We start from the raw sequence: 17,413 nt of genomic DNA, 5'->3' as shown, positions 1-17,413 counted from the left end.
GAAATTCTCCTATCTGAAAAGTTATCGCAGCAACGCTTTGACGGCGGCGCGAATGCGTTGATCTTCGGTTTCCAAAAAGCTCTGGCCCAGCTCATAGCCCCGCTGGATTTCCACCAGTCGCGCAACCTGGCCAATGGCATTGACGTTTGATCCTTCTAGGAACCCTTGCATCACTTTGGCTTCTTCGGTGGGCTCTGATCCCTCGTCGGCGCGGAACACCACACCGCCCTCGCGGGTCAGACCCGAGGGGTTCACCGGGGTGAACACCCCCACTTGCCCCAGCAGGCGGCCATCGCCGCTGATCGTGCCATCAGCAGCGATCTTGATGGTCTGCGCGTCTGGCGGAATAAAGATCGGGGTGCCACTGACATCCATCACCAGGTGACCGTCCATATTGACCAGATCACCCTCGGCGTTGGGGGTGAAACTGCCCGCACGGGTCAGACGTTCACCGCGCCCGGTCTCGACCTTGAAGAACCCGTCGCCTTCGATGGCCACGTCAAACTTGCCGTTGGTTTGGGTCAGGGAACCTTGCGCAAAAGACGTGTTGCGCACCTGCGCCCGCGCCATCGACAGCGACGCCTGATTGGGGCCGTCTTTGATGAACTCGGAAAACACCAGCCCCTCTTGTCGGTATCCGGTGGTGGCCGAATTGGCGATGTTATTGGCGATAACCCGAATTTCGTTCATCAGGCCGGTTTGACGCGATAGCGTGGCGTAACCTGCTGTTTCCATTATAAACCTCCGGCAATCAGGGGAATGATCGTTGCGGTGAAGAAGGACACCAGCGTCTTGGTCATGAACCCCATAGAGATCCAGAACACGACAACGATGGCGGCCAGCTTGGGGACAAATGTCAGGGTCATTTCCTGGATCGACGTCAGCGCCTGAAACAGGCCCACCGCCAGACCCGTGACCAGCGCCACAGTCAGGATCGGCACCGAAACAATGACCGAAATCCACAGCGCCTGGCGCACTGTGTCAAAGAAAAGACCCTCGCTCAGCATGTCAAACCGGCATCCTCAGGATTTCCTGATAGGCCTCGACCACCTTGTTGCGCACGGTCACGGCCGTCTCGACCGCCAGTTCGGACTGTGCCAACGCCTGCACCAACGCGTGCGGATCGGCCTGGCCAACCATCGCCGCCTGGGCGGTCTGTTCGCTGTGCTGCAGGGTCGCTGCGAAATCGGTAAAGGTCTGGCGCACGCCCTGTGCGGCGCCTTGGTGGCTGGGGTCTACCTGCGTCGCAGGCCGCGCCGAAGCATAACTGTTGACGGCGGAAAGTGAGCGGATATCCATTCTGGCTGTCCTTACTATTTGGGGAAGAGTTACTTGCGGAGAAGATCCATCAGCGACGACGACATCTGCCGCACCTGTTCAAACATCTTGAGGTTGGCCTCGTAGCTGCGCTGCGCTTCGCGCGCGTCAGCGATCTCGATCATCAGATCAACGTTCGAGCCCTTGAAATTGCCGACCTCATTGGCCAGTGGATGCGCCGGGTCATAGATCTCGTTCAGATCAGACCGGTCCAGATTGACGCGCCCGACCTTGACCATATCCACACCCGCGTTTTCGGCACGATTGACCTCGAACGGGACCAATTTGCGGCGATAGCCCGGCGTATCGGCGTTGGAAATATTCTCGGACACGTGGCGCAGGCGGGTTGCCTGCGCGCGCAAGGCGCTGGCGGTGACCGAAAGGGATTTGGAAAACTCACTCATGAAAACACTCCTTACGCTCGGCCAAGACCGACACGCAGCACCGCCATCGACGACTTGTAGATGGCGATGGCCCGGTCATGCTGACGCTTGACCTCGACGGCCTTCAGCATCTCTTCTTCGATGGCGACATTGTTCTGGTTGGGATCATTGGGCAGGTCCGGGTGGAACACGGCCCAATCGGGCGCGCCACGTTCCACCCCGTTCAGATGCCCTGCCCGGCTGGCCTGCATTTCAACACGCGCACCATTCTTCACATAAGCATTGGAAAAGGATTCAATGTCGCGGGCCTGGTATCCGGGCGTATCGGCATTGGCCATGTTTTGCGACACGATGGCCTGTCGTTTACCGGCATGTGTTGCCATGGCGTACGCCATCTTAAAGACGTTCAAGTCAGAGAACATCGGGGCTTCTCCCTCGATCAATTTCAATCAAGGCTTAACCCCGATTCCTTTAGAAACCGTTTTCAGGAACAAAACGGAGAATCCTTATGTCCGCCCCAAACCCGGCCCACCTACAAGCACAATTCCAAGCTCTCAGCCTGTCGCGACACGTCGGGCGCGTGATGGGGGTGCAGGGCGGTGTGATCCGAATTCAGGGGCTGGCCAACGCGGCCCGCATCGGCGATCGCTTGGAACTGAAACGCAACACCGGCTCTGCCCTGCATGGCGAGGTTCTGCAGGTCGACGCCGACGCCATCAACATGTTGCCCGACGCGGCACCCGACGGGGTTGCCTTGGGCAACCGGGTGATTCTGCAAAAGATGCCCGAATTCGCACCCAGCCCAGCGTGGATCGGGCGCGTCGTCGATCCCTTTGGTCGCCCGCTGGATGGTCGTCCCCTGCTCAGGGGAGAGGGGTCGCGCGACCTGATGGCCTCTCCGCCCCCCGCCGTTGAACGCAAACCCCTGGGCGCGCGCATGTCGACGGGGATATCTGTGCTCAACACGATTTTACCGATCGTACAGGGGCAGCGGATCGGCCTGTTTGCAGGCTCTGGTGTGGGCAAATCCAGCCTGCTGGCGCAGCTTGCCAAGTCGATGCAAGCCGATGCGGTCGTGGTCGCCCTGATCGGTGAACGAGGGCGTGAAGTGAATGAATTTGTTGAAAAAACGCTGGGACCTCAGGGGATGGAGCGCGCCATTGTTGTCGCCGCTACATCCGACCAGTCTGCGCTGGTGCGACGCCGTTGTGCCTGGGCCGCGATGAGCGTTGCCGAATCCCTGCGCGACGAGGGGATGAATGTACTGTTTCTGGCTGATTCGGTCACCCGCTTCGCCGAAGCTCACCGCGAGATCTCAGTCTCTCAAGGCGAGGCACCGGCCCTGCGCGGCTATCCCCCGTCCGTGACACCACTGATCACCGGCCTGTGCGAACGCGCTGGTCCTGGCACGCACACGCAAGGCGACATCACCGCAGTGTTCAGCGTTCTGGTGGCCGGGTCCGACATGGACGAACCGGTCGCCGACATTCTGCGCGGGGTGCTGGATGGTCACATCGTTCTGAACCGCGAGATTGCCGAGCGCGGACGCTATCCCGCCATCGACGTCAGCCGCTCGGTTTCGCGCAGTTTGCCCGACGCCGCCACAGCGGAAGAAAACGATGCCATCCACGGCGTCCGCCGACTGGTCGGCGCGTATGAGCAGTCCGAAGTGATGATCAAAGCCGGTCTTTATGCCGAAGGGGCCGATCCTGTCTTGGATCAGGCCGTGCGGGTGTTTGATGAACTCGACGGCTTCTTTGCCCGTCCTGAACCAGATTCGGTGCAAGCCAGCTTTGACCGGCTGAACCTGATCCTGCGGCGGGCAAACACGCCGCCACCGATGCGCTAACAAGTTAGATCGCCAGCATCCGCGCATCGCGGGCGCGCACCACGGGTAGAACGGTTTTTTTCTGCAGCACCGCCACACGGTCCAGCTCGGGAAACAGCGTCAGAATCTCTGCCTGCGCCGCACGGTCTGATCGGGTCAGGGCATGACCGGGGAAATAGCTTTCCGATGCCACACCATTGGCAAACAGCACCTCATGCTCGGCCAGTAGCAGGTGGATGTAATCTATCTGGTCTCGCTTCACCTGCTTGACCGTATCACCATTCACCAACGACCGCGCCGCAATCAGCACTTCTTTGTGGCCAAAGAGATAGGCCGCGCGCCAATCATCCACCACCATCCGATGCTGCGGCGACACGATCAGCGGCCGCTTGGCCCCCAAAACGCCGGCCTTGAACCTGATGGGCGCGAGATCCCCGTGCCCCTCGACGGTTGTACGCCCGATCCACAGGATCGGCTGATCACCATTGTCGCGCGTTGTGACCAGATCGCCCACCTGCAACGCGTCAATCTTGCGCTCTCCCTGGGGCGTCAGGATCTTGGTGCCTGGCGTGAAACAGATCGGCCCCAGATCGTCCACATCCAACGCCCCTTGCGAGTTGACGAAGGTCGATCCCTGAAACGTCCCATTTTGCAGAACCTGCCCATCCGTGGGCGTAAACACTCGACTGCCATCGGCCAAGTAGAATGTAATACCAGTATAAGTGATGTCGCCCTGTCCCTGAACATTCACCGTAACCGTATCCCCCGGCCAAGACCGCGTGATATCCACCCCGTTGATGGCATCACCGTTGAACCGGTCCAGATCGTCATCGTCATTCTGATCGGTCAGTGTCAGTTGCTGAAACACCAAGGCCGATCCTACAGAAGGCGGATTCGCAGGGTCGATAAAAAAGAACTGATCAAGGTAATTCGTGGGCATAAATCCCCCCCAACTTCACTGGTACAAGAGATTTGGCACCTGGCAGCAGCCAAACCTCGGCAGACAATCCAAATCTAAATTCTAAAAATTTTCAAACATAGGGGATTTCCGCCAAACGGTTCCCCAAAAGAAAATCCCGCGGCCATGTGTCTGGCCACGGGAAACGATCCACGCAAAACGTCGGTCTTGTTTCGACAGGATTACTCTGCTGGAACCGCTTGCTCTTCAGTGCTCAGGGGCGCCGGCAGATGCGCCAGCATTTCCTTTGGGCAGACCTGAAGGAAGTTCGCCTTTTCCACATCCCAATGCTGCAGGATATCCGCGGCCTTGCGGCTGCCGGTCTCGGCCAGATGGCGTTCAACCAGACCTTTCAGCTGGGCCTCCCAATGGTCCACTGTCACCGGACAGGTTACCAGCGTTTCCATGTTCATCACCGTCTCAGCCTTACCTTCGGGGTCATACAGATACGCCATGCCGCCGGTCATGCCCGCGCCAAAGTTCGCGCCGATATCACCCAGGATCACCGCAATGCCGCCGGTCATGTATTCACACCCACAGGCACCACATCCCTCGATCACCACCTTGGCGCCCGAGTTGCGAACCCCAAACCGCTCACCCGCGCGGCCCGCCGCAAACAGATAACCGTCGGTCGCACCATACAGAACAGTGTTACCGATGATGGTGTTTTCCGACGCCTTCAGCGGGCTCACCTGCGGCGGACGCACCACAACGGTGCCCCCCGACAGGCCCTTGGCCACATAATCGTTAGCATCACCCGACACTTCCAGCTTTAGCCCCGGCGCCGCAAAGGCCCCCAACGACTGCCCGGCAGAGCCTTGCAGCTTCACCGTCAGGTGATCCTCTTGCAGCGTGTTGCGCATGCCAAAGTTGCGAACAATGTGGCTGGACGTACGCGTACCCACAGTCCGATCCGTGTTCTGGATCGCATAAGACAGCTGCATTTTTTCACCGTCCTGCAAGAACCGCGCCGCGTCGCGCACAATTTCTGCGTCCAACGTATCAGGTACCACATTGCGGTCCTTATCGCGGTTGTAAACGATGTTGGCCGAGCCATCGACCGTGATCAGCAGCGGGTTCAAATCCAGATCATCCAGATGCGCCGAACCGCGGCTGACCTGCGCCAGCAGATCCGCACGGCCGATAACTTCTTCGATGGACCGCGCACCCAGAGAGGCCAGAACCTCACGCACTTCTTGCGCGTAGAAGGTGATCAGGTTCACAACCTTGTCGGCGTTACCAGTGAACTTGCCACGCAGGGCTTCGTCCTGCGTACAGACACCAACCGGGCAGGTGTTGCTCTGGCACTGACGCACCATGATACAACCCATCGCGATCAACGCCGCAGTGCCGATGCCGTATTCCTCGGCCCCCAGCATCGCGGCAATCACGATGTCCCGACCGGTGCGCAAACCACCATCGGTGCGCAGCGTGACCCGCTCGCGCAGGTTGTTCATCGCCAGAACCTGATGCGCCTCGGTCAGGCCCATCTCCCACGGCAGACCCGCGTATTTGATCGATGTCGCAGGCGAGGCCCCTGTACCACCATTATGCCCCGAAATCAGGATCACATCGGCTTTGGCCTTGGCCACACCGGCAGCAATTGTGCCAACGCCCGAAGACGCCACCAGCTTCACCGTCACTTTGCAGCGCGGGTTGATCTGCTTCAGGTCATAGATCAGCTGCGCCAGATCCTCGATCGAGTAAATATCGTGGTGCGGCGGGGGCGAGATCAGGGTCACACCCTTGGTCGAATGGCGCAGACGCGCAATCAGGTCGGTGACCTTCATACCCGGCAACTGACCGCCCTCTCCGGGTTTCGCACCCTGGGCCACCTTGATCTCCAGCTCTTCACACTGGTTCAGGTATTCGGCGGTTACACCAAAACGACCCGACGCCACCTGTTTGATCTTGGCCGACGGGTTGTCGCCATTGGGTTCGGGCACAAAGTGTGCGGGATCTTCGCCGCCCTCACCCGAATCCGATTTGGCGCCAATCCGGTTCATCGCCACGTTCAACGTCTTATGCGCCTCAGGGCTCAACGCCCCTAGCGACATGCCCGGCGTCACGAAGCGTTTACGGATCGAAGTGATCGACTCGACCTCTTCCAACGGGATCGCCTGACCCAGCGGTTTGAAGTCCATCAGATCGCGCAGGTGAATCGGCGGGTTGCTCTGCATCTTGGCCGAATACTGCTTCCACAGCTCAAATGACGCTTTGTTACACGCCATCTGCATCATGTGCATGCTGGTCGCTTCCCACGCGTGGGTCTCACCCGATTTGCGCGCTTTGTAGAAACCACCGATCGGCAGCACATCCAAACCGCTAATCCAACCCTTGGCGTGAACCTCTTCGGCTTTGGTCTGGATGCCAGTCACACCGATACCCGAAATCCGGCTGGTCATACCAGGGAAGAACTCGGCGCACATGGCGCGGCTCAGGCCCACGGCCTCAAAGTTCAGACCACCGCGATAGGATGAGATCACAGAAATCCCCATCTTCGCCATAATCTTGAGCAGGCCCTGATCAATGGCCTCGCGATAGCGCGCAATGTTCTCGGTCAACGACCCGTCCAGCAGACCACGCTCGATGCGGTCAGCAATGGAATCTTCGGCCAGATAGGCGTTCACAACAGTCGCACCACAGCCGATCAGAACCGCAAAGTAATGCGGGTCGATGCATTCCGCCGCGCGCACGTTAAGCGAACAGAACGTCCGCAATCCCTTGCGCGTCAGGTGGCTGTGCACCGCCGATGTCGCCAGGATCATCGGCATCGCAACCTTGTCGGCGTTCGAATGCTGATCCGTCAGAACGATGTGCCCCGCGCCCGAACGTACGGCCTCTTCGGCCTCGGCCCGGATACGGGCCAGTGCCGCGTTCAGCGCGCCTTGACCGAACTCAAAGGTACAGTCGATCTCGACCAATGCAGCGTCAAACCCCTGGACCAGATTCTCCCACTGGGCATTGCCGATGAACGGGCTTTCCAGCACCACAATCTCGGTTTGGCTGCTGTCCTCGTCCAACACGTTCTTCAGGTTCCCGAACCGCGTTTTCAGCGACATGACGCGGTATTCGCGCAAGCTGTCGATCGGCGGGTTCGTCACCTGGCTAAAGTTCTGGCGGAAGAAATGGCTTAGCGGGCGGTACATCTTCGACAAAACCGCCGATGGGGTGTCATCGCCCATCGAGGCCAGCGTTTCCTTTCCATCTTCGGCCATCGGCGCCAGAATCTGTTCCAGCTCTTCGATGCTGTAACCCGCCGCGATCTGGCGCTTGCGCAGCTCTTCGCCGCTGAACAGCGCCGCCTCGCTTACGCCCTTCAGCTTCTCCTCAAGATTGACAATCTTGCCGACCCAGTCGCCAAAAGGACGGCTGCCCGCCAACGTATCTTTGATCTCGGTATCGTGAAACAGTTTGCCCTCGGCCATATCCACGGCAATCATCTGCCCCGGACCCAGCGCGCCTTTTTCCACAACGTTTGCCTCGTTGATCGGCACCATGCCCGCCTCGGACCCTGCGATCAGCAGCCCGTCACCGGTCACAACGTACCGCATCGGGCGCAGACCATTGCGGTCCAGACCCGCGCAGACCCAGCGACCATCGGTCATCGCCAGCGCAGCCGGACCATCCCAAGGCTCCATCACCGAGTTGCAATAGGAATACATGTCGATCCACGGCTGCGGCAGGTCCACCGCCTGCTTGGACCACGACTCAGGCACCAGCATGGTCTTGGCCATCGGGGCCGACCGGCCCGCACGCACCAGAACCTCGAACACGGAATCCAGCGCGGCGGAATCCGACGATCCCCCCTGTACGATCGGCTTGATGTCCTCGGCCATTTCGCCAAAGAAGGACGACGCCATGCGGATTTCGTGGCTTTTCATCCAGTTCACGTTGCCCTTAAGCGTGTTGATCTCGCCGTTGTGGGCCAACATGCGGAACGGCTGCGCCAACCACCACTGCGGGAAGGTATTGGTCGAATACCGCTGGTGATACAGAGCAAACGCAGATTCAAACCGCTCGTCCATCAGATCGGGGTAGAACACGGCAACCTGCTCAGCCAGCATCATGCCCTTGTAGATGATCGACCGGCACGACAGCGACGCGATGTACAGGCCGGAAACGCCTGCAGCCGAGGCCGCCTTTTCGATCCGGCGACGGATCACATACAATTCACGTTCAAAGGTCTCTTCGTCGACACCCTTGGAATTCGAGATCAGGATCTGCTCGATCTCGGGGCGGGTCGCGTTGGCCTTTTCACCGAGGCAGGTCACATCCACCGGCACATGACGCCAGCCATAGATGTAATACCCCATCTTCAACACTTCGGTCTCGACAATGGTCCGGCAGGTTTCCTGCGCGCCAAAATCGGTACGCGGCAGGAACACCTGACCCACGGCCATCAGCTCGTCCATGCGGGGTTCGTGGCCGGTGCGGCGGATCTGGTCATAAAAGAACATCACCGGGATCTGCACATGGATGCCCGCACCGTCACCGGTCTTGCCGTCTGCATCCACAGCACCGCGGTGCCAGATCGCTTTCAGCGCATCGATACCGGCCTCGACCACCTTACGGCTTTTCTTGCCATCGACGGACACCACAAGGCCGACACCGCAGGACGAATGCTCTTCTTCCTCGGAATACAGGCCGTTCTCGGCCATCCACTGACGCTTGGCCTCTTCGGCGCGCACCCAATCGGCATCATATTTGGTCATTGGTTGTCTCCTTCTTCCGACTGGGCATACATGGCCAACATCGCGGCCTCGGTGATCTGCTTGCGATCCCCTGCAAATGCGTAACCCTCGGGTTTCTTGTCGATAAACAGTTCCAGGCTCAGCGTGTTGCCGCCTGCATTTTCAAATAGTCCGGCCGCCATCTGCGTCTGGCCGTGCATCGGCCCCGGCGCGGTCATCCGGTACCATAACGCCGATCCGCATTCCTCGCAGAACGCGCGTTCGGCCCAGTCGGACGATACATAGGTCTTGACCGGGCCCAGCGCGGCATAGCCCGGCTCGGCCTGAAAGGTCATCAAGGCCGAGCTGGTCCAGCGGCGGCACATATCACAATGGCAAGCGCCAATCGCGTTCCTTGTGGGGGTCGCCGTGACGCTCACGGCGCCGCACATGCATTGGCCATTCAGTTCAGTCATCACGTTGTCCTCTTATCCGTCGCAGCCAAAGTCAGACCGCGTTGCCAGAAATCCGGGTTCACCTTCGAAACGGATCGCACGTGGCGTGTGATCGGCGGTGAACGAGTCTCGATCCCGCGCGTGGCTTGTCAGGTCACCCTCGACAAACAGGCCCAGCGCCTCGGACACGTAGATGTCCAAATCGAACCCCAACCAGCTGCTGTCGATCCCTTCGCGCTGCAACTCGCGGTGCAGCGTGCCTTTGCGGAACGCATGCCCGCTCAGATCGACCACCTCATCGCTCAATGAATAAGCGCCTTGAACCACGAACTCGCGATTTTTCACCACGCGGGTCGAAAACAGCAGAACGCCATCTTCGATGTCCTGACCGTCGGCAATCAGATCGCCAAGATTCAGCCACTCGCCCACGCCCGGATTACGTTCAAACCGGGTTTGCGCGTTGGCCTGATACAGGAACCCATCCAGCCCCCAATCACCGTCATAGAAATGCACGATGTCGGGACGACCATTGGCAAAGGTCAGCACTTGGCGGTCCTGTCCGCACATCAACAGGGTCGAGGTGCGGCACTCGTTCTTGTGCACAGTTGCCAGCGGCGTGCAGCCCTCTGGCACCTCAGCCACCTCCTGCGCGAACGCCATTCCTCCAAACACGCTCAGGATCAGAGCAGCTGTCATTCGTGCGATCATTTTCCTGTCCTTCGGCTTGTGGGTCATTGATTATGACCCTTTGGCTGCAGTGCCGCATCAAATGTATGCGGCGTCGGTGTACGGGTGGTGCACGCTTGGTGCACGCATGTCACAGGCGAATTTGCGCCCTCATTCAGCGGCGATCGCAGATGCAGCATCCAGCTTCTTCAGGATCGCATCTGCACAATCGCGCCCGTCCTTGATGGCCCAAACCACCAGGCTTGCACCCCGGACAATGTCACCCACGGCATAGACACCGTCCATCTCGGTCTCACCGCTCTGGAACGCCGCCTTGACGGTGCCCCAACGGGTCACGGGCAGGTCGGTCTGACCAAACAGTGTCGGCAGATCCTCGGGCTCGAACCCCAGCGCCTTGATGACCAGATCGGCCTCTTCAACGTAATCCGCGCCTTCGATCACTTCGGGCGCCTGTCGACCAGATGCATCGGGCTGACCCAGGCGCATTTTCTGCACCATCACACCATTGACACTGTCATCGCCAGTGAACCCTTTGGGCGCACTCAGCCACTCAAATACCACGCCTTCTTCTTCGGCGTTCTGCGTCTCGCGCAGCGAACCCGGCATGTTGGCCCGGTCGCGACGATACAGACACTTCACAGACGTCGCGCCCTGTCGGATCGAGGTGCGCACACAGTCCATCGCGGTGTCACCGCCACCGATCACAACAACCTTCTTGCCGTCGGCATTCATGCGGCCATTGTCAAACTCTTCAACCGCATCACCAAAGCTTTTGCGGTTCGACGCAGTCAAGAAATCGATCGCCTTCTCGATACCGCCCAAACCGCTGCCCGGCATGGCCAGATCGCGTGATTTATAGACGCCTGTGGCGATAATTACGGCGTCATGCTGTTCACGGATCTCGGCAAATTTGGCCGCGTCCACATCGCAGTTCAGCTCAAACTTCACGCCGCCATCGGCCAGCAGATCATTGCGGCGCTGAACGATGTCTTTTTCCAGCTTGAAGCCCGGAATGCCATACATCAGCAACCCGCCCGCGCGGTCATAGCGGTCATAAACCGTGACCTGCACACCGGCCTTGCGCAGCATGTCTGCCGCCGCCAAACCGCCGGGGCCACCGCCGATGATGCCAACGCTTTCGAGGCGCTCTTGTGTGGGTGCGTTCGGCAGAACCCAGCCTTTGTCCCACGCCGTGTCGGTGATGTATTTCTCAACCGAACCAATAGTGACGGTGCCGTGGCCCGACTGTTCGATGACACAGTTACCTTCGCACAGACGGTCCTGCGGGCAGATGCGACCACAGATTTCCGGGAAAGTGTTGGTGGCCTGGCTAGTGGCATATGCCTCTTCCAGACGGCCCGTCGCGGTCAGATGCAGCCAGTCGGGAATGTTGTTGTGCAGCGGGCAGTGCGACTGACAATAAGGTACACCACATTGGCTGCACCGGCTCGCTTGTTCTTCAGCTTTGGCCGCGGCGTACTCGGCGTAAATTTCGTCGAAATCTTCCCTGCGTACAGTGGCGTCACGCTTTGCGGGCATGTCGCGATCGATTTGCACGAATTTTAGCATCGGTTGCTTGGCCACGGGTCAAACTCCATGAATTGGCTACGTCGCGCCTCTCTACAAGACGCTGCGCGGTATTAAAAGTCAGCCATACTGACCTTATTTTGGGTTTTCTGAAGGTGGTTTAGAATTTCAGGACAAAAAAGGCAATAAGTTAGGTCCGATTCGGCTCTTATTATCGACTTTCTTTTTGAACCAAAGCACTTATACCGACCTTCAAGCTAAAATCGCCTGACCTGAGTTCATAAAAAATGCCTCTGTTTCAATTACTTCTTGTCGCACTGATTCAAGGAATCACGGAATTCCTACCCGTATCCTCTTCCGGCCACTTGATTCTTTTGCCAAGCCTGACAGGTCTGGATGATCAAGGCCAGGTGATCGACGTGGCCGTGCACATCGGCACTTTGGGCGCCGTGGTGCTCTACTTCTGGTCCGACGTCAAATTGGGGCTCCAAGGCCTCCCCCGCGCGCTAACCGGCAAGATCGACACCGAAGGATCACGCCTTGCCGCCGGCCTTATCGTCGCCACCATTCCCACAGTCCTGCTTGGCCTAGCCCTGCATGTCACCGGCCTCAGCGCCTCGCTTCGTTCCGTCGCTGTAATCGGCTGGACCATGTTGATCTTTGGCCTCGTCCTTTACTGGGCCGACCAAACAGGGAAAGAGACCAAAACCGCACAGGATTGGACCCTTAAAGACGCGGTCCTAATGGGTCTCTGGCAGGCCATCGCCCTGATCCCCGGCACTTCGCGCTCGGGCATCACCATCACCGGCGCGCGGCGCCTGGGTTACAGCCGCGAAGATGGTGCCCGGATCGCCATGCTGATGTCGATCCCCACGATCATCGCATCCGGTACATTGTTAGGTGCAGAGGTCGCTGTACAAGCTGATGCCGCTGTTGCCCGTGACGGCGCAATTGCTGCCGTCATGGCCTTTGCCTCGGCCCTGCTTGCACTCAGCCTGATGATGCGTCTGTTGCGCAGCGTCAGCTTCACCCCCTATGTCATCTACAGGGTGATCCTGGGTATTGTCCTGCTGGTATACGCCTACGCCTGATCAGGTCCGTAGGTTCTTGGCCGAATCCTTGATCGCGTCGTACTGACCTGACGGGCGGAATTTCCACAGATAGTCCGGCAGCACCGATTCCATCGTTGCAGGTTCAATCCCCAGATCGCCAAAACCCTTGGCGCCCTCGGCCACCACATTGTCACGCCCCAGGTTGCGCACCTGATCACGGGTCAGAATATTATTGGGGAACAACTGGAACGACGCGAACTTTGCAATGTCCAGCACACCCGCCATGATCCGGGCCACAAACATCGGAACACCCAGAATCGCACGGCGACGGTGGATCACGCCCAACATCACCTGCATCAATTCGCGGAAACTCGCGACTTCTGGACCGCCCAATTCATAGACACCACCATTGGCCCCGCCCAAGGCGCCAGTGACTGCCGCCTTTGCCACGTCATCCACAAACACCGGCTGAAACTTGGTCTCTGCTCCGACAAGAGGCAGGAACGGACCAAAGCGGGTCATACCAGCAAAGCGATTGAAAAACTGATCCTCGGTCCCAAAAATCACCGAAGGCCGCAGGATCATGGCATTTGGCATATGCCCGAGCACCGCAGCCTCACCTTGGGCCTTGGTGCGCGCATATTCACTGTCCGATTCCGCATCAGCCCCGATGGCCGAGACATGGACAAGGCGCTCGATCCCCTCGGCCGCAGCCAAACGTGCCACGCGCTCTGCTCCGTCGACCTGAACCGCGTCGAATGTGTTTTTGCTCAGCTCATTCAGAACTCCGACGCAATTGACAACAACATCGGCCCCCTTCATCGCCATTGCGACCGAGGCATCATCACGGATGTTGCACAGGATCGGTTCGACCTGCCCCACGACACCGTAGGTTTTGACATACATTGCTTCATTCGGTCGCCGAACCGCGACACGAACACGCCACCCCTCACTGGCCATACGCCGCGCGATATAGCGACCGACGAATCCAGATCCACCATAGATCGTGACCATTTTCGACATGAGGGGCTCCTGTTCACTAAGACACAGTTCGATGTACCGCTCCAAGCCCCCGCAAACAAGGTTCTAATATGCCGCAAAGGATCGACTAAGGTACAATTCCACCAACATTATTAGCGGTGTACGGACGGTCATGGTCAGCGCCATCAAAAAAGTTTCACAAAGTTCAAAAAATCCAGTTGACGCTCCCCGCCGCTAAGCGTAAGTCCCGCCCCACGACACCTGCCCAGGTGGCGGAATTGGTAGACGCGCTAGCTTCAGGTGCTAGTGTCCGTATGGACGTGGAGGTTCGAGTCCTCTCCTGGGCACCAAAAATCTTGACATTTACATGTATTTTCCATGGCTTAAGTGAAGATCAAGAATGCCTATCCACCCCTCTGTCCACCTGTCGGCCGTAATGGGGAAACAATATCTCTGCGACTTGGCGTTCCGAGAACAAGAAACCCACTCAAAAGCGCGCCTGTTAATTTGGCAGCGCTTCGTCGAGGCAACGTGGCGCACCCCGTGCGCAAACGCTACGGCTCATTTCTGTTTTGCCTCTACCAACCTGATCGGTAAGTTCTCATCCAATAAGTCGCTTGCAGTTACGTTCAGCGCCTTTGCAATCTTGTAGAGGTTGTTGACAGATATGTTCTGCTCAGATCTTTCAACCGCGCTCAAGTAAGTTCGGTTTCCCCCGCTTCAGCCGCCAAAAACTCCTGCGACCAACCTCTATCGGCACGCAGGAGCCGCATATTGCGGGCGAGGACATCGCGGAGGGGACTTTTTTCGGTTCGTCTCACACCGGAGTTCTGGCGCACTCACCGCTTTTAGCTATACCTGTTTTAAGATACATTCGATATCATCGAAGAGATGAAAACGTTTATGACAGGTTCACTATGAAACTCATTACCCCCTGACACTTGCTGCCCTTTTGACAGTTTCCACTGTACAAGCAGCGCCGCTGGAGAAAGATGCCATCTTGACTACCGGTTGGACTCAGAGTCCATGCGCAGAAACTAGCAAACGAGGCAAGCGCGCTTGTTCGAAAGAATGGCTATAAGTGCGATAGTATTTCGAGTCTTCAACGTTGGGTGTTCAGCGTTGGCTTCGATGTCGTCTGCAACGGTTTTCGATACAAGTATGAACTCGAAGATAAGGGTGGTCGTTGGATGGTAACGCTGAAATGAAGTGCGTTAAATGGATGTCTATTCTGACTAGCGCTGCCCGAAATACCTGGCGATCTCGATTGCATTTGCCACATCTCCAGCGTTGGTGAGGGATGTTAGTGTCGACCGGCGGGGGCTTCTAGGTTTAGGATTCATGACCAGAAGGTGACAGTCGCGGCGATACAGATTACTGACTGGAACAGTTCACCACATTGGTCACAGCCGGTCGCGATACGACGCCAATCCTTCAGCTTGGCAAACAAGGTCTCGACCCGATTTCGCGCTCAGTAAAGCGTGACGTCGCAAGCAGCAGAGTTTCGCCTTCTTCGACGTGCTGGAATGCACGCTTTGATGCCGCGTTTAGCTAGTGTCTTCCGAAATCAGTCGGAGTCATCTCCTTTATCGTCCAGCAACATCTTGGCAGGTGGCAGGAGGAAAGATGGTCACTGTGGGGGAAACATCAGACGAAGAGGTCCAGCATTTTATCACGCGTGAAGGCGCAACAAGTGATGGAGGTGGTGTGTTGGCAATGCCTCTGACTGGTCTGATACGCCCGCCGCAACCAAATTAGTTAATAGGTGCACTGCCTAGTTCGGACCAAACGAGTGTTTTGCAAACAACGCTGAGTTACCATCCCGTTCGGACGTCGGCTTGCAGCCCAAAGCAGACATGGCCCTTCTACACCACGGGCGGGGAGCCGCCGTTCGCTGCGTTTTGCACCAAGGTCTCCTATGCATCCTCAAGCTGCTCTATGCCAGTTGGTGAAATGCGCGCAGGGAGCCTGAAAAGACTCAGGCTCCCGAGTTGAGATTGTTGGACCATCTGTTTGGCAGAACTTGGGTGAAAGGCACCTATTCTACTTTTCGGATAAACTGAGTCATATTGTAGCCGTATTCACCGTCACTGACCATTTGACTGGGCCCGTAATGGCGCATGAGGACGTTGAATTTTCCTGTGGTGTTGCCTTCCACGGTCGGGATGTTGTTCGGCATGCCGGCACACCCAAAGCGCAGCGTAAACGTGCCATCTGCGTTTTGCTCCGGGTCCATTTCACTAGAGACGTTTGCGACGTCGTTGAACATGTAGCCATCGGCATTGTACACCGTTGCCGACCAGAAATATTCCGCTTCCGGGTCAACGAAAGTGGTCTCATAGCAGGCGTCTGCATCAAAGTAGGGACTTGTCTGGTAGATATTGTCCAGCACCATCGCGCCGCCCCAACCACCGGCCGCACCAACATAATTCATATAGGATGTCTGGCCACTCTCGACGTTGCTGTAGGCTGTCGCCTGATGATAGCCGTCGCTAAAATCGGCATTCCCTTTAACCTCGATTTCCTCAAACGACACTTCTTCCCAGTCTTGTATGATGAATTGTTGTGGCTCAGGCGCTTCGACAACGAGGTTGTCGCGCAGATCCGGATCAAGGGTTCGCACGATCACAAATGCGAAATCCGTTTTTGCAGTAATGTTGTAGCGACCCGGCCCATAGATCATGCGTTGCGTTTCATGGTTTTCATCGATGATCTGGGTCGTCACGTATTTGTCTGTCTCAGGGATGGTGATGTACACTTCTCGACTAGACACATCGAACACCGAGGTCGAATAGTCAGTGTCGCGGTTCATGCGTACGACAAATTGTTCTGCTGGATCGCTACTTGGCACCGGCATCTTCAGGAAGGTATTGATGCCACCGGCTTTTTCGATGATTTTTGCAAAGCGCAGGTTGGTGTAGGCCTGCGGAAAATTTTCTTCGGTTACTGTGATCGATTCTGCATGGGCGACGGTCGCCGTTACCGCGGCAGCCGCGGCGAGCAAAATGGTTCTTTTCATTCCATGATCCTTTGACTTATTTTCAGCATTTATCACTGTTCCAGGGTTGGTTCCTTATAGGTTTGTCTCTTGGGTCTTGCTGACCACATTCCTCATTGAAACGAGGAAACAAACCAAGCAGATCGCCCAGATCACCCCCTTCAATATGACTGAATTCACGTCATCGTGCGGGTGGTCCGCCCGGAAGGTCTCTTGTCTGAGCCAAGCCTCCAGATGCGCTGCAAAGGGAACAAACATTCCCCCTGTCGCGTAAGCCCAAGCCGAAGCCATAAGCGTCGGCCCCCAAATGGCACCGCTGCGCCAGACCAGAGCAGCTGTCAAAAGCAACAAGCCACACAAGTAGTCTTCGATCATTGTTGTGGCGTTGATGGAAAAATATCCAACGCCTCTACGTGCTGTTTCGCCAACTAGAAAAACAGCGACCATCAGCCATGTAAGGTAGTAGACAATTCTCATTCTGTTTCCTGTTTCGGTTCTCTCGGAAAACTTGGTGTTTGATCACGTGCCGGGCGCTGCGACAGCAGCCCCGGCAC

At 57.5% G+C, this 17,413-nt stretch carries 16 protein-coding genes and 1 tRNA gene; 3 read left to right on the top strand and 14 right to left on the bottom strand.

What is annotated here, in order from left to right:
- Positions 1-21 precede the first annotated feature (21 nt).
- Genes G6R15_RS13945 through G6R15_RS13925 form a run of 5 tightly spaced genes read right to left on the bottom strand, consistent with a single transcriptional unit; the run spans position 22 to position 2,122 of the window.
- Positions 22-735 carry a flagellar hook-basal body complex protein gene (locus G6R15_RS13945; RefSeq protein WP_164660572.1) on the bottom strand — a complete coding sequence of 238 codons (714 nt, stop codon included), beginning with the start codon at positions 733-735 and terminating at the stop codon, positions 22-24.
- The gene (locus G6R15_RS13940) at positions 735-1,007 is read right to left on the bottom strand and encodes a flagellar biosynthetic protein FliQ (RefSeq protein ID WP_164660571.1); all 273 of its coding nucleotides are present in this window, start codon (positions 1,005-1,007) and stop codon (positions 735-737) included. Before G6R15_RS13940 ends, G6R15_RS13945 begins: the two co-directional genes overlap by 1 nt.
- Position 1,008: 1 nt before the next feature.
- Positions 1,009-1,299: a flagellar hook-basal body complex protein FliE gene (gene fliE, locus G6R15_RS13935; protein ID WP_164660570.1), complete on the bottom strand. Its 291-nt coding sequence runs from the start codon at positions 1,297-1,299 to the stop codon at positions 1,009-1,011.
- Positions 1,300-1,328: 29 nt separating this feature from the next.
- A complete protein-coding gene (gene flgC / locus G6R15_RS13930) occupies positions 1,329-1,721 on the bottom strand; it encodes a flagellar basal body rod protein FlgC (protein ID WP_164660569.1) in 393 nt (130 codons plus the stop codon).
- Positions 1,722-1,732: 11 nt separating this feature from the next.
- Complete coding sequence (locus G6R15_RS13925) at positions 1,733-2,122, bottom strand: FlgB family protein (protein WP_164660568.1); 390 nt, start codon at positions 2,120-2,122, stop codon at positions 1,733-1,735.
- 86 nt (positions 2,123-2,208) lie between these two features.
- On the opposite strand from G6R15_RS13925, the gene G6R15_RS13920 reads away from it, so the two are divergent.
- The gene (locus tag G6R15_RS13920) at positions 2,209-3,549 is read left to right on the top strand and encodes a FliI/YscN family ATPase (RefSeq protein WP_164660567.1); all 1,341 of its coding nucleotides are present in this window, start codon (positions 2,209-2,211) and stop codon (positions 3,547-3,549) included.
- Positions 3,550-3,553: 4 nt separating this feature from the next.
- On the opposite strand, the gene G6R15_RS13915 is transcribed toward G6R15_RS13920, so the two are convergent.
- From G6R15_RS13915 to G6R15_RS13895, 5 genes are all read right to left on the bottom strand, one after another.
- Positions 3,554-4,468 carry a Hint domain-containing protein gene (locus G6R15_RS13915; RefSeq protein WP_164660566.1) on the bottom strand — a complete coding sequence of 305 codons (915 nt, stop codon included), beginning with the start codon at positions 4,466-4,468 and terminating at the stop codon, positions 3,554-3,556.
- Positions 4,469-4,668: 200 nt separating this feature from the next.
- Entirely contained in the window at positions 4,669-9,201 is a 4,533-nt protein-coding gene (gene gltB, locus G6R15_RS13910) for a glutamate synthase large subunit (RefSeq protein WP_164660565.1), read from the bottom strand.
- Positions 9,198-9,635 carry a GFA family protein gene (locus tag G6R15_RS13905; protein ID WP_164660564.1) on the bottom strand — a complete coding sequence of 146 codons (438 nt, stop codon included), beginning with the start codon at positions 9,633-9,635 and terminating at the stop codon, positions 9,198-9,200. The genes gltB and G6R15_RS13905 overlap by 4 nt, the downstream gene beginning before the upstream one ends.
- 12 nt (positions 9,636-9,647) lie before the next feature.
- The gene (locus G6R15_RS13900) at positions 9,648-10,322 is read right to left on the bottom strand and encodes a hypothetical protein (RefSeq protein WP_164660563.1); all 675 of its coding nucleotides are present in this window, start codon (positions 10,320-10,322) and stop codon (positions 9,648-9,650) included.
- Between the two features lie 129 nt (positions 10,323-10,451).
- Positions 10,452-11,885 (bottom strand): NAD(P)-dependent oxidoreductase, encoded by a 1,434-nt coding sequence (locus tag G6R15_RS13895; protein WP_164660562.1) that lies wholly within the window; start codon positions 11,883-11,885, stop codon positions 10,452-10,454.
- A gap of 230 nt (positions 11,886-12,115) precedes the next feature.
- On the opposite strand from G6R15_RS13895, the gene G6R15_RS13890 reads away from it, so the two are divergent.
- On the top strand, positions 12,116-12,919 hold the full coding sequence (locus G6R15_RS13890) for an undecaprenyl-diphosphate phosphatase (protein ID WP_164660561.1): 804 nt from the start codon (positions 12,116-12,118) through the stop codon (positions 12,917-12,919).
- Here G6R15_RS13890 and G6R15_RS13885 read toward each other — a convergent pair whose 3' ends face one another.
- Positions 12,920-13,903: a complex I NDUFA9 subunit family protein gene (locus tag G6R15_RS13885; protein ID WP_164660560.1), complete on the bottom strand. Its 984-nt coding sequence runs from the start codon at positions 13,901-13,903 to the stop codon at positions 12,920-12,922.
- Between the two features lie 221 nt (positions 13,904-14,124).
- Here G6R15_RS13885 and G6R15_RS13880 point away from each other — a divergent pair.
- Positions 14,125-14,211: transfer RNA gene (locus tag G6R15_RS13880), tRNA-Leu, on the top strand.
- Positions 14,212-14,422: 211 nt separating this feature from the next.
- Here G6R15_RS13880 and G6R15_RS22925 read toward each other — a convergent pair.
- From G6R15_RS22925 to G6R15_RS13865, 3 genes are all read right to left on the bottom strand, one after another.
- Entirely contained in the window at positions 14,423-14,560 is a 138-nt protein-coding gene (locus tag G6R15_RS22925) for a helix-turn-helix domain-containing protein (RefSeq protein WP_240336768.1), read from the bottom strand.
- A 1,339-nt stretch (positions 14,561-15,899) separates the two neighbouring features.
- The gene (locus G6R15_RS13870) at positions 15,900-16,880 is read right to left on the bottom strand and encodes a DUF1214 domain-containing protein (RefSeq protein WP_164660559.1); all 981 of its coding nucleotides are present in this window, start codon (positions 16,878-16,880) and stop codon (positions 15,900-15,902) included.
- Between the two features lie 54 nt (positions 16,881-16,934).
- Positions 16,935-17,336, bottom strand: coding sequence for a hypothetical protein (locus tag G6R15_RS13865; protein ID WP_164660558.1), 402 nt, complete (start codon positions 17,334-17,336; stop codon positions 16,935-16,937).
- Positions 17,337-17,413: the final 77 nt, after the last annotated feature.

It is taken from the genome of Tropicibacter sp. Alg240-R139, assembly GCF_900537075.1.
Classification (GTDB): domain Bacteria; phylum Pseudomonadota; class Alphaproteobacteria; order Rhodobacterales; family Rhodobacteraceae; genus Falsiruegeria.
Note: the sequence above shows the minus strand (reverse complement) of the source record. Positions and strands in the feature narration are given on the sequence as shown.

Excerpts from the sequence above, each read along its gene's own strand:
- G6R15_RS13945 (WP_164660572.1), bottom strand. The coding sequence starts at position 735 with ATGGAAACAGCAGGTTACGCCACGCTATCGCGTCAAACCGGCCTGATG.
- fliE (WP_164660570.1), bottom strand. The coding sequence starts at position 1,299 with ATGGATATCCGCTCACTTTCCGCCGTCAACAGTTATGCTTCGGCGCGG.
- G6R15_RS13870 (WP_164660559.1), bottom strand. The coding sequence starts at position 16,880 with ATGAAAAGAACCATTTTGCTCGCCGCGGCTGCCGCGGTAACGGCGACC.
- G6R15_RS13915 (WP_164660566.1), bottom strand. The coding sequence starts at position 4,468 with ATGCCCACGAATTACCTTGATCAGTTCTTTTTTATCGACCCTGCGAAT.
- gltB (WP_164660565.1), bottom strand. The coding sequence starts at position 9,201 with ATGACCAAATATGATGCCGATTGGGTGCGCGCCGAAGAGGCCAAGCGT.
- G6R15_RS13925 (WP_164660568.1), bottom strand. The coding sequence starts at position 2,122 with ATGTTCTCTGACTTGAACGTCTTTAAGATGGCGTACGCCATGGCAACA.
- G6R15_RS13890 (WP_164660561.1), top strand. The coding sequence starts at position 12,116 with ATGCCTCTGTTTCAATTACTTCTTGTCGCACTGATTCAAGGAATCACG.
- flgC (WP_164660569.1), bottom strand. The coding sequence starts at position 1,721 with ATGAGTGAGTTTTCCAAATCCCTTTCGGTCACCGCCAGCGCCTTGCGC.
- G6R15_RS13885 (WP_164660560.1), bottom strand. The coding sequence starts at position 13,903 with ATGTCGAAAATGGTCACGATCTATGGTGGATCTGGATTCGTCGGTCGC.
- G6R15_RS13905 (WP_164660564.1), bottom strand. The coding sequence starts at position 9,635 with ATGACTGAACTGAATGGCCAATGCATGTGCGGCGCCGTGAGCGTCACG.
- G6R15_RS13940 (WP_164660571.1), bottom strand. The coding sequence starts at position 1,007 with ATGCTGAGCGAGGGTCTTTTCTTTGACACAGTGCGCCAGGCGCTGTGG.
- G6R15_RS13900 (WP_164660563.1), bottom strand. The coding sequence starts at position 10,322 with ATGATCGCACGAATGACAGCTGCTCTGATCCTGAGCGTGTTTGGAGGA.
- G6R15_RS13920 (WP_164660567.1), top strand. The coding sequence starts at position 2,209 with ATGTCCGCCCCAAACCCGGCCCACCTACAAGCACAATTCCAAGCTCTC.
- G6R15_RS13865 (WP_164660558.1), bottom strand. The coding sequence starts at position 17,336 with ATGAGAATTGTCTACTACCTTACATGGCTGATGGTCGCTGTTTTTCTA.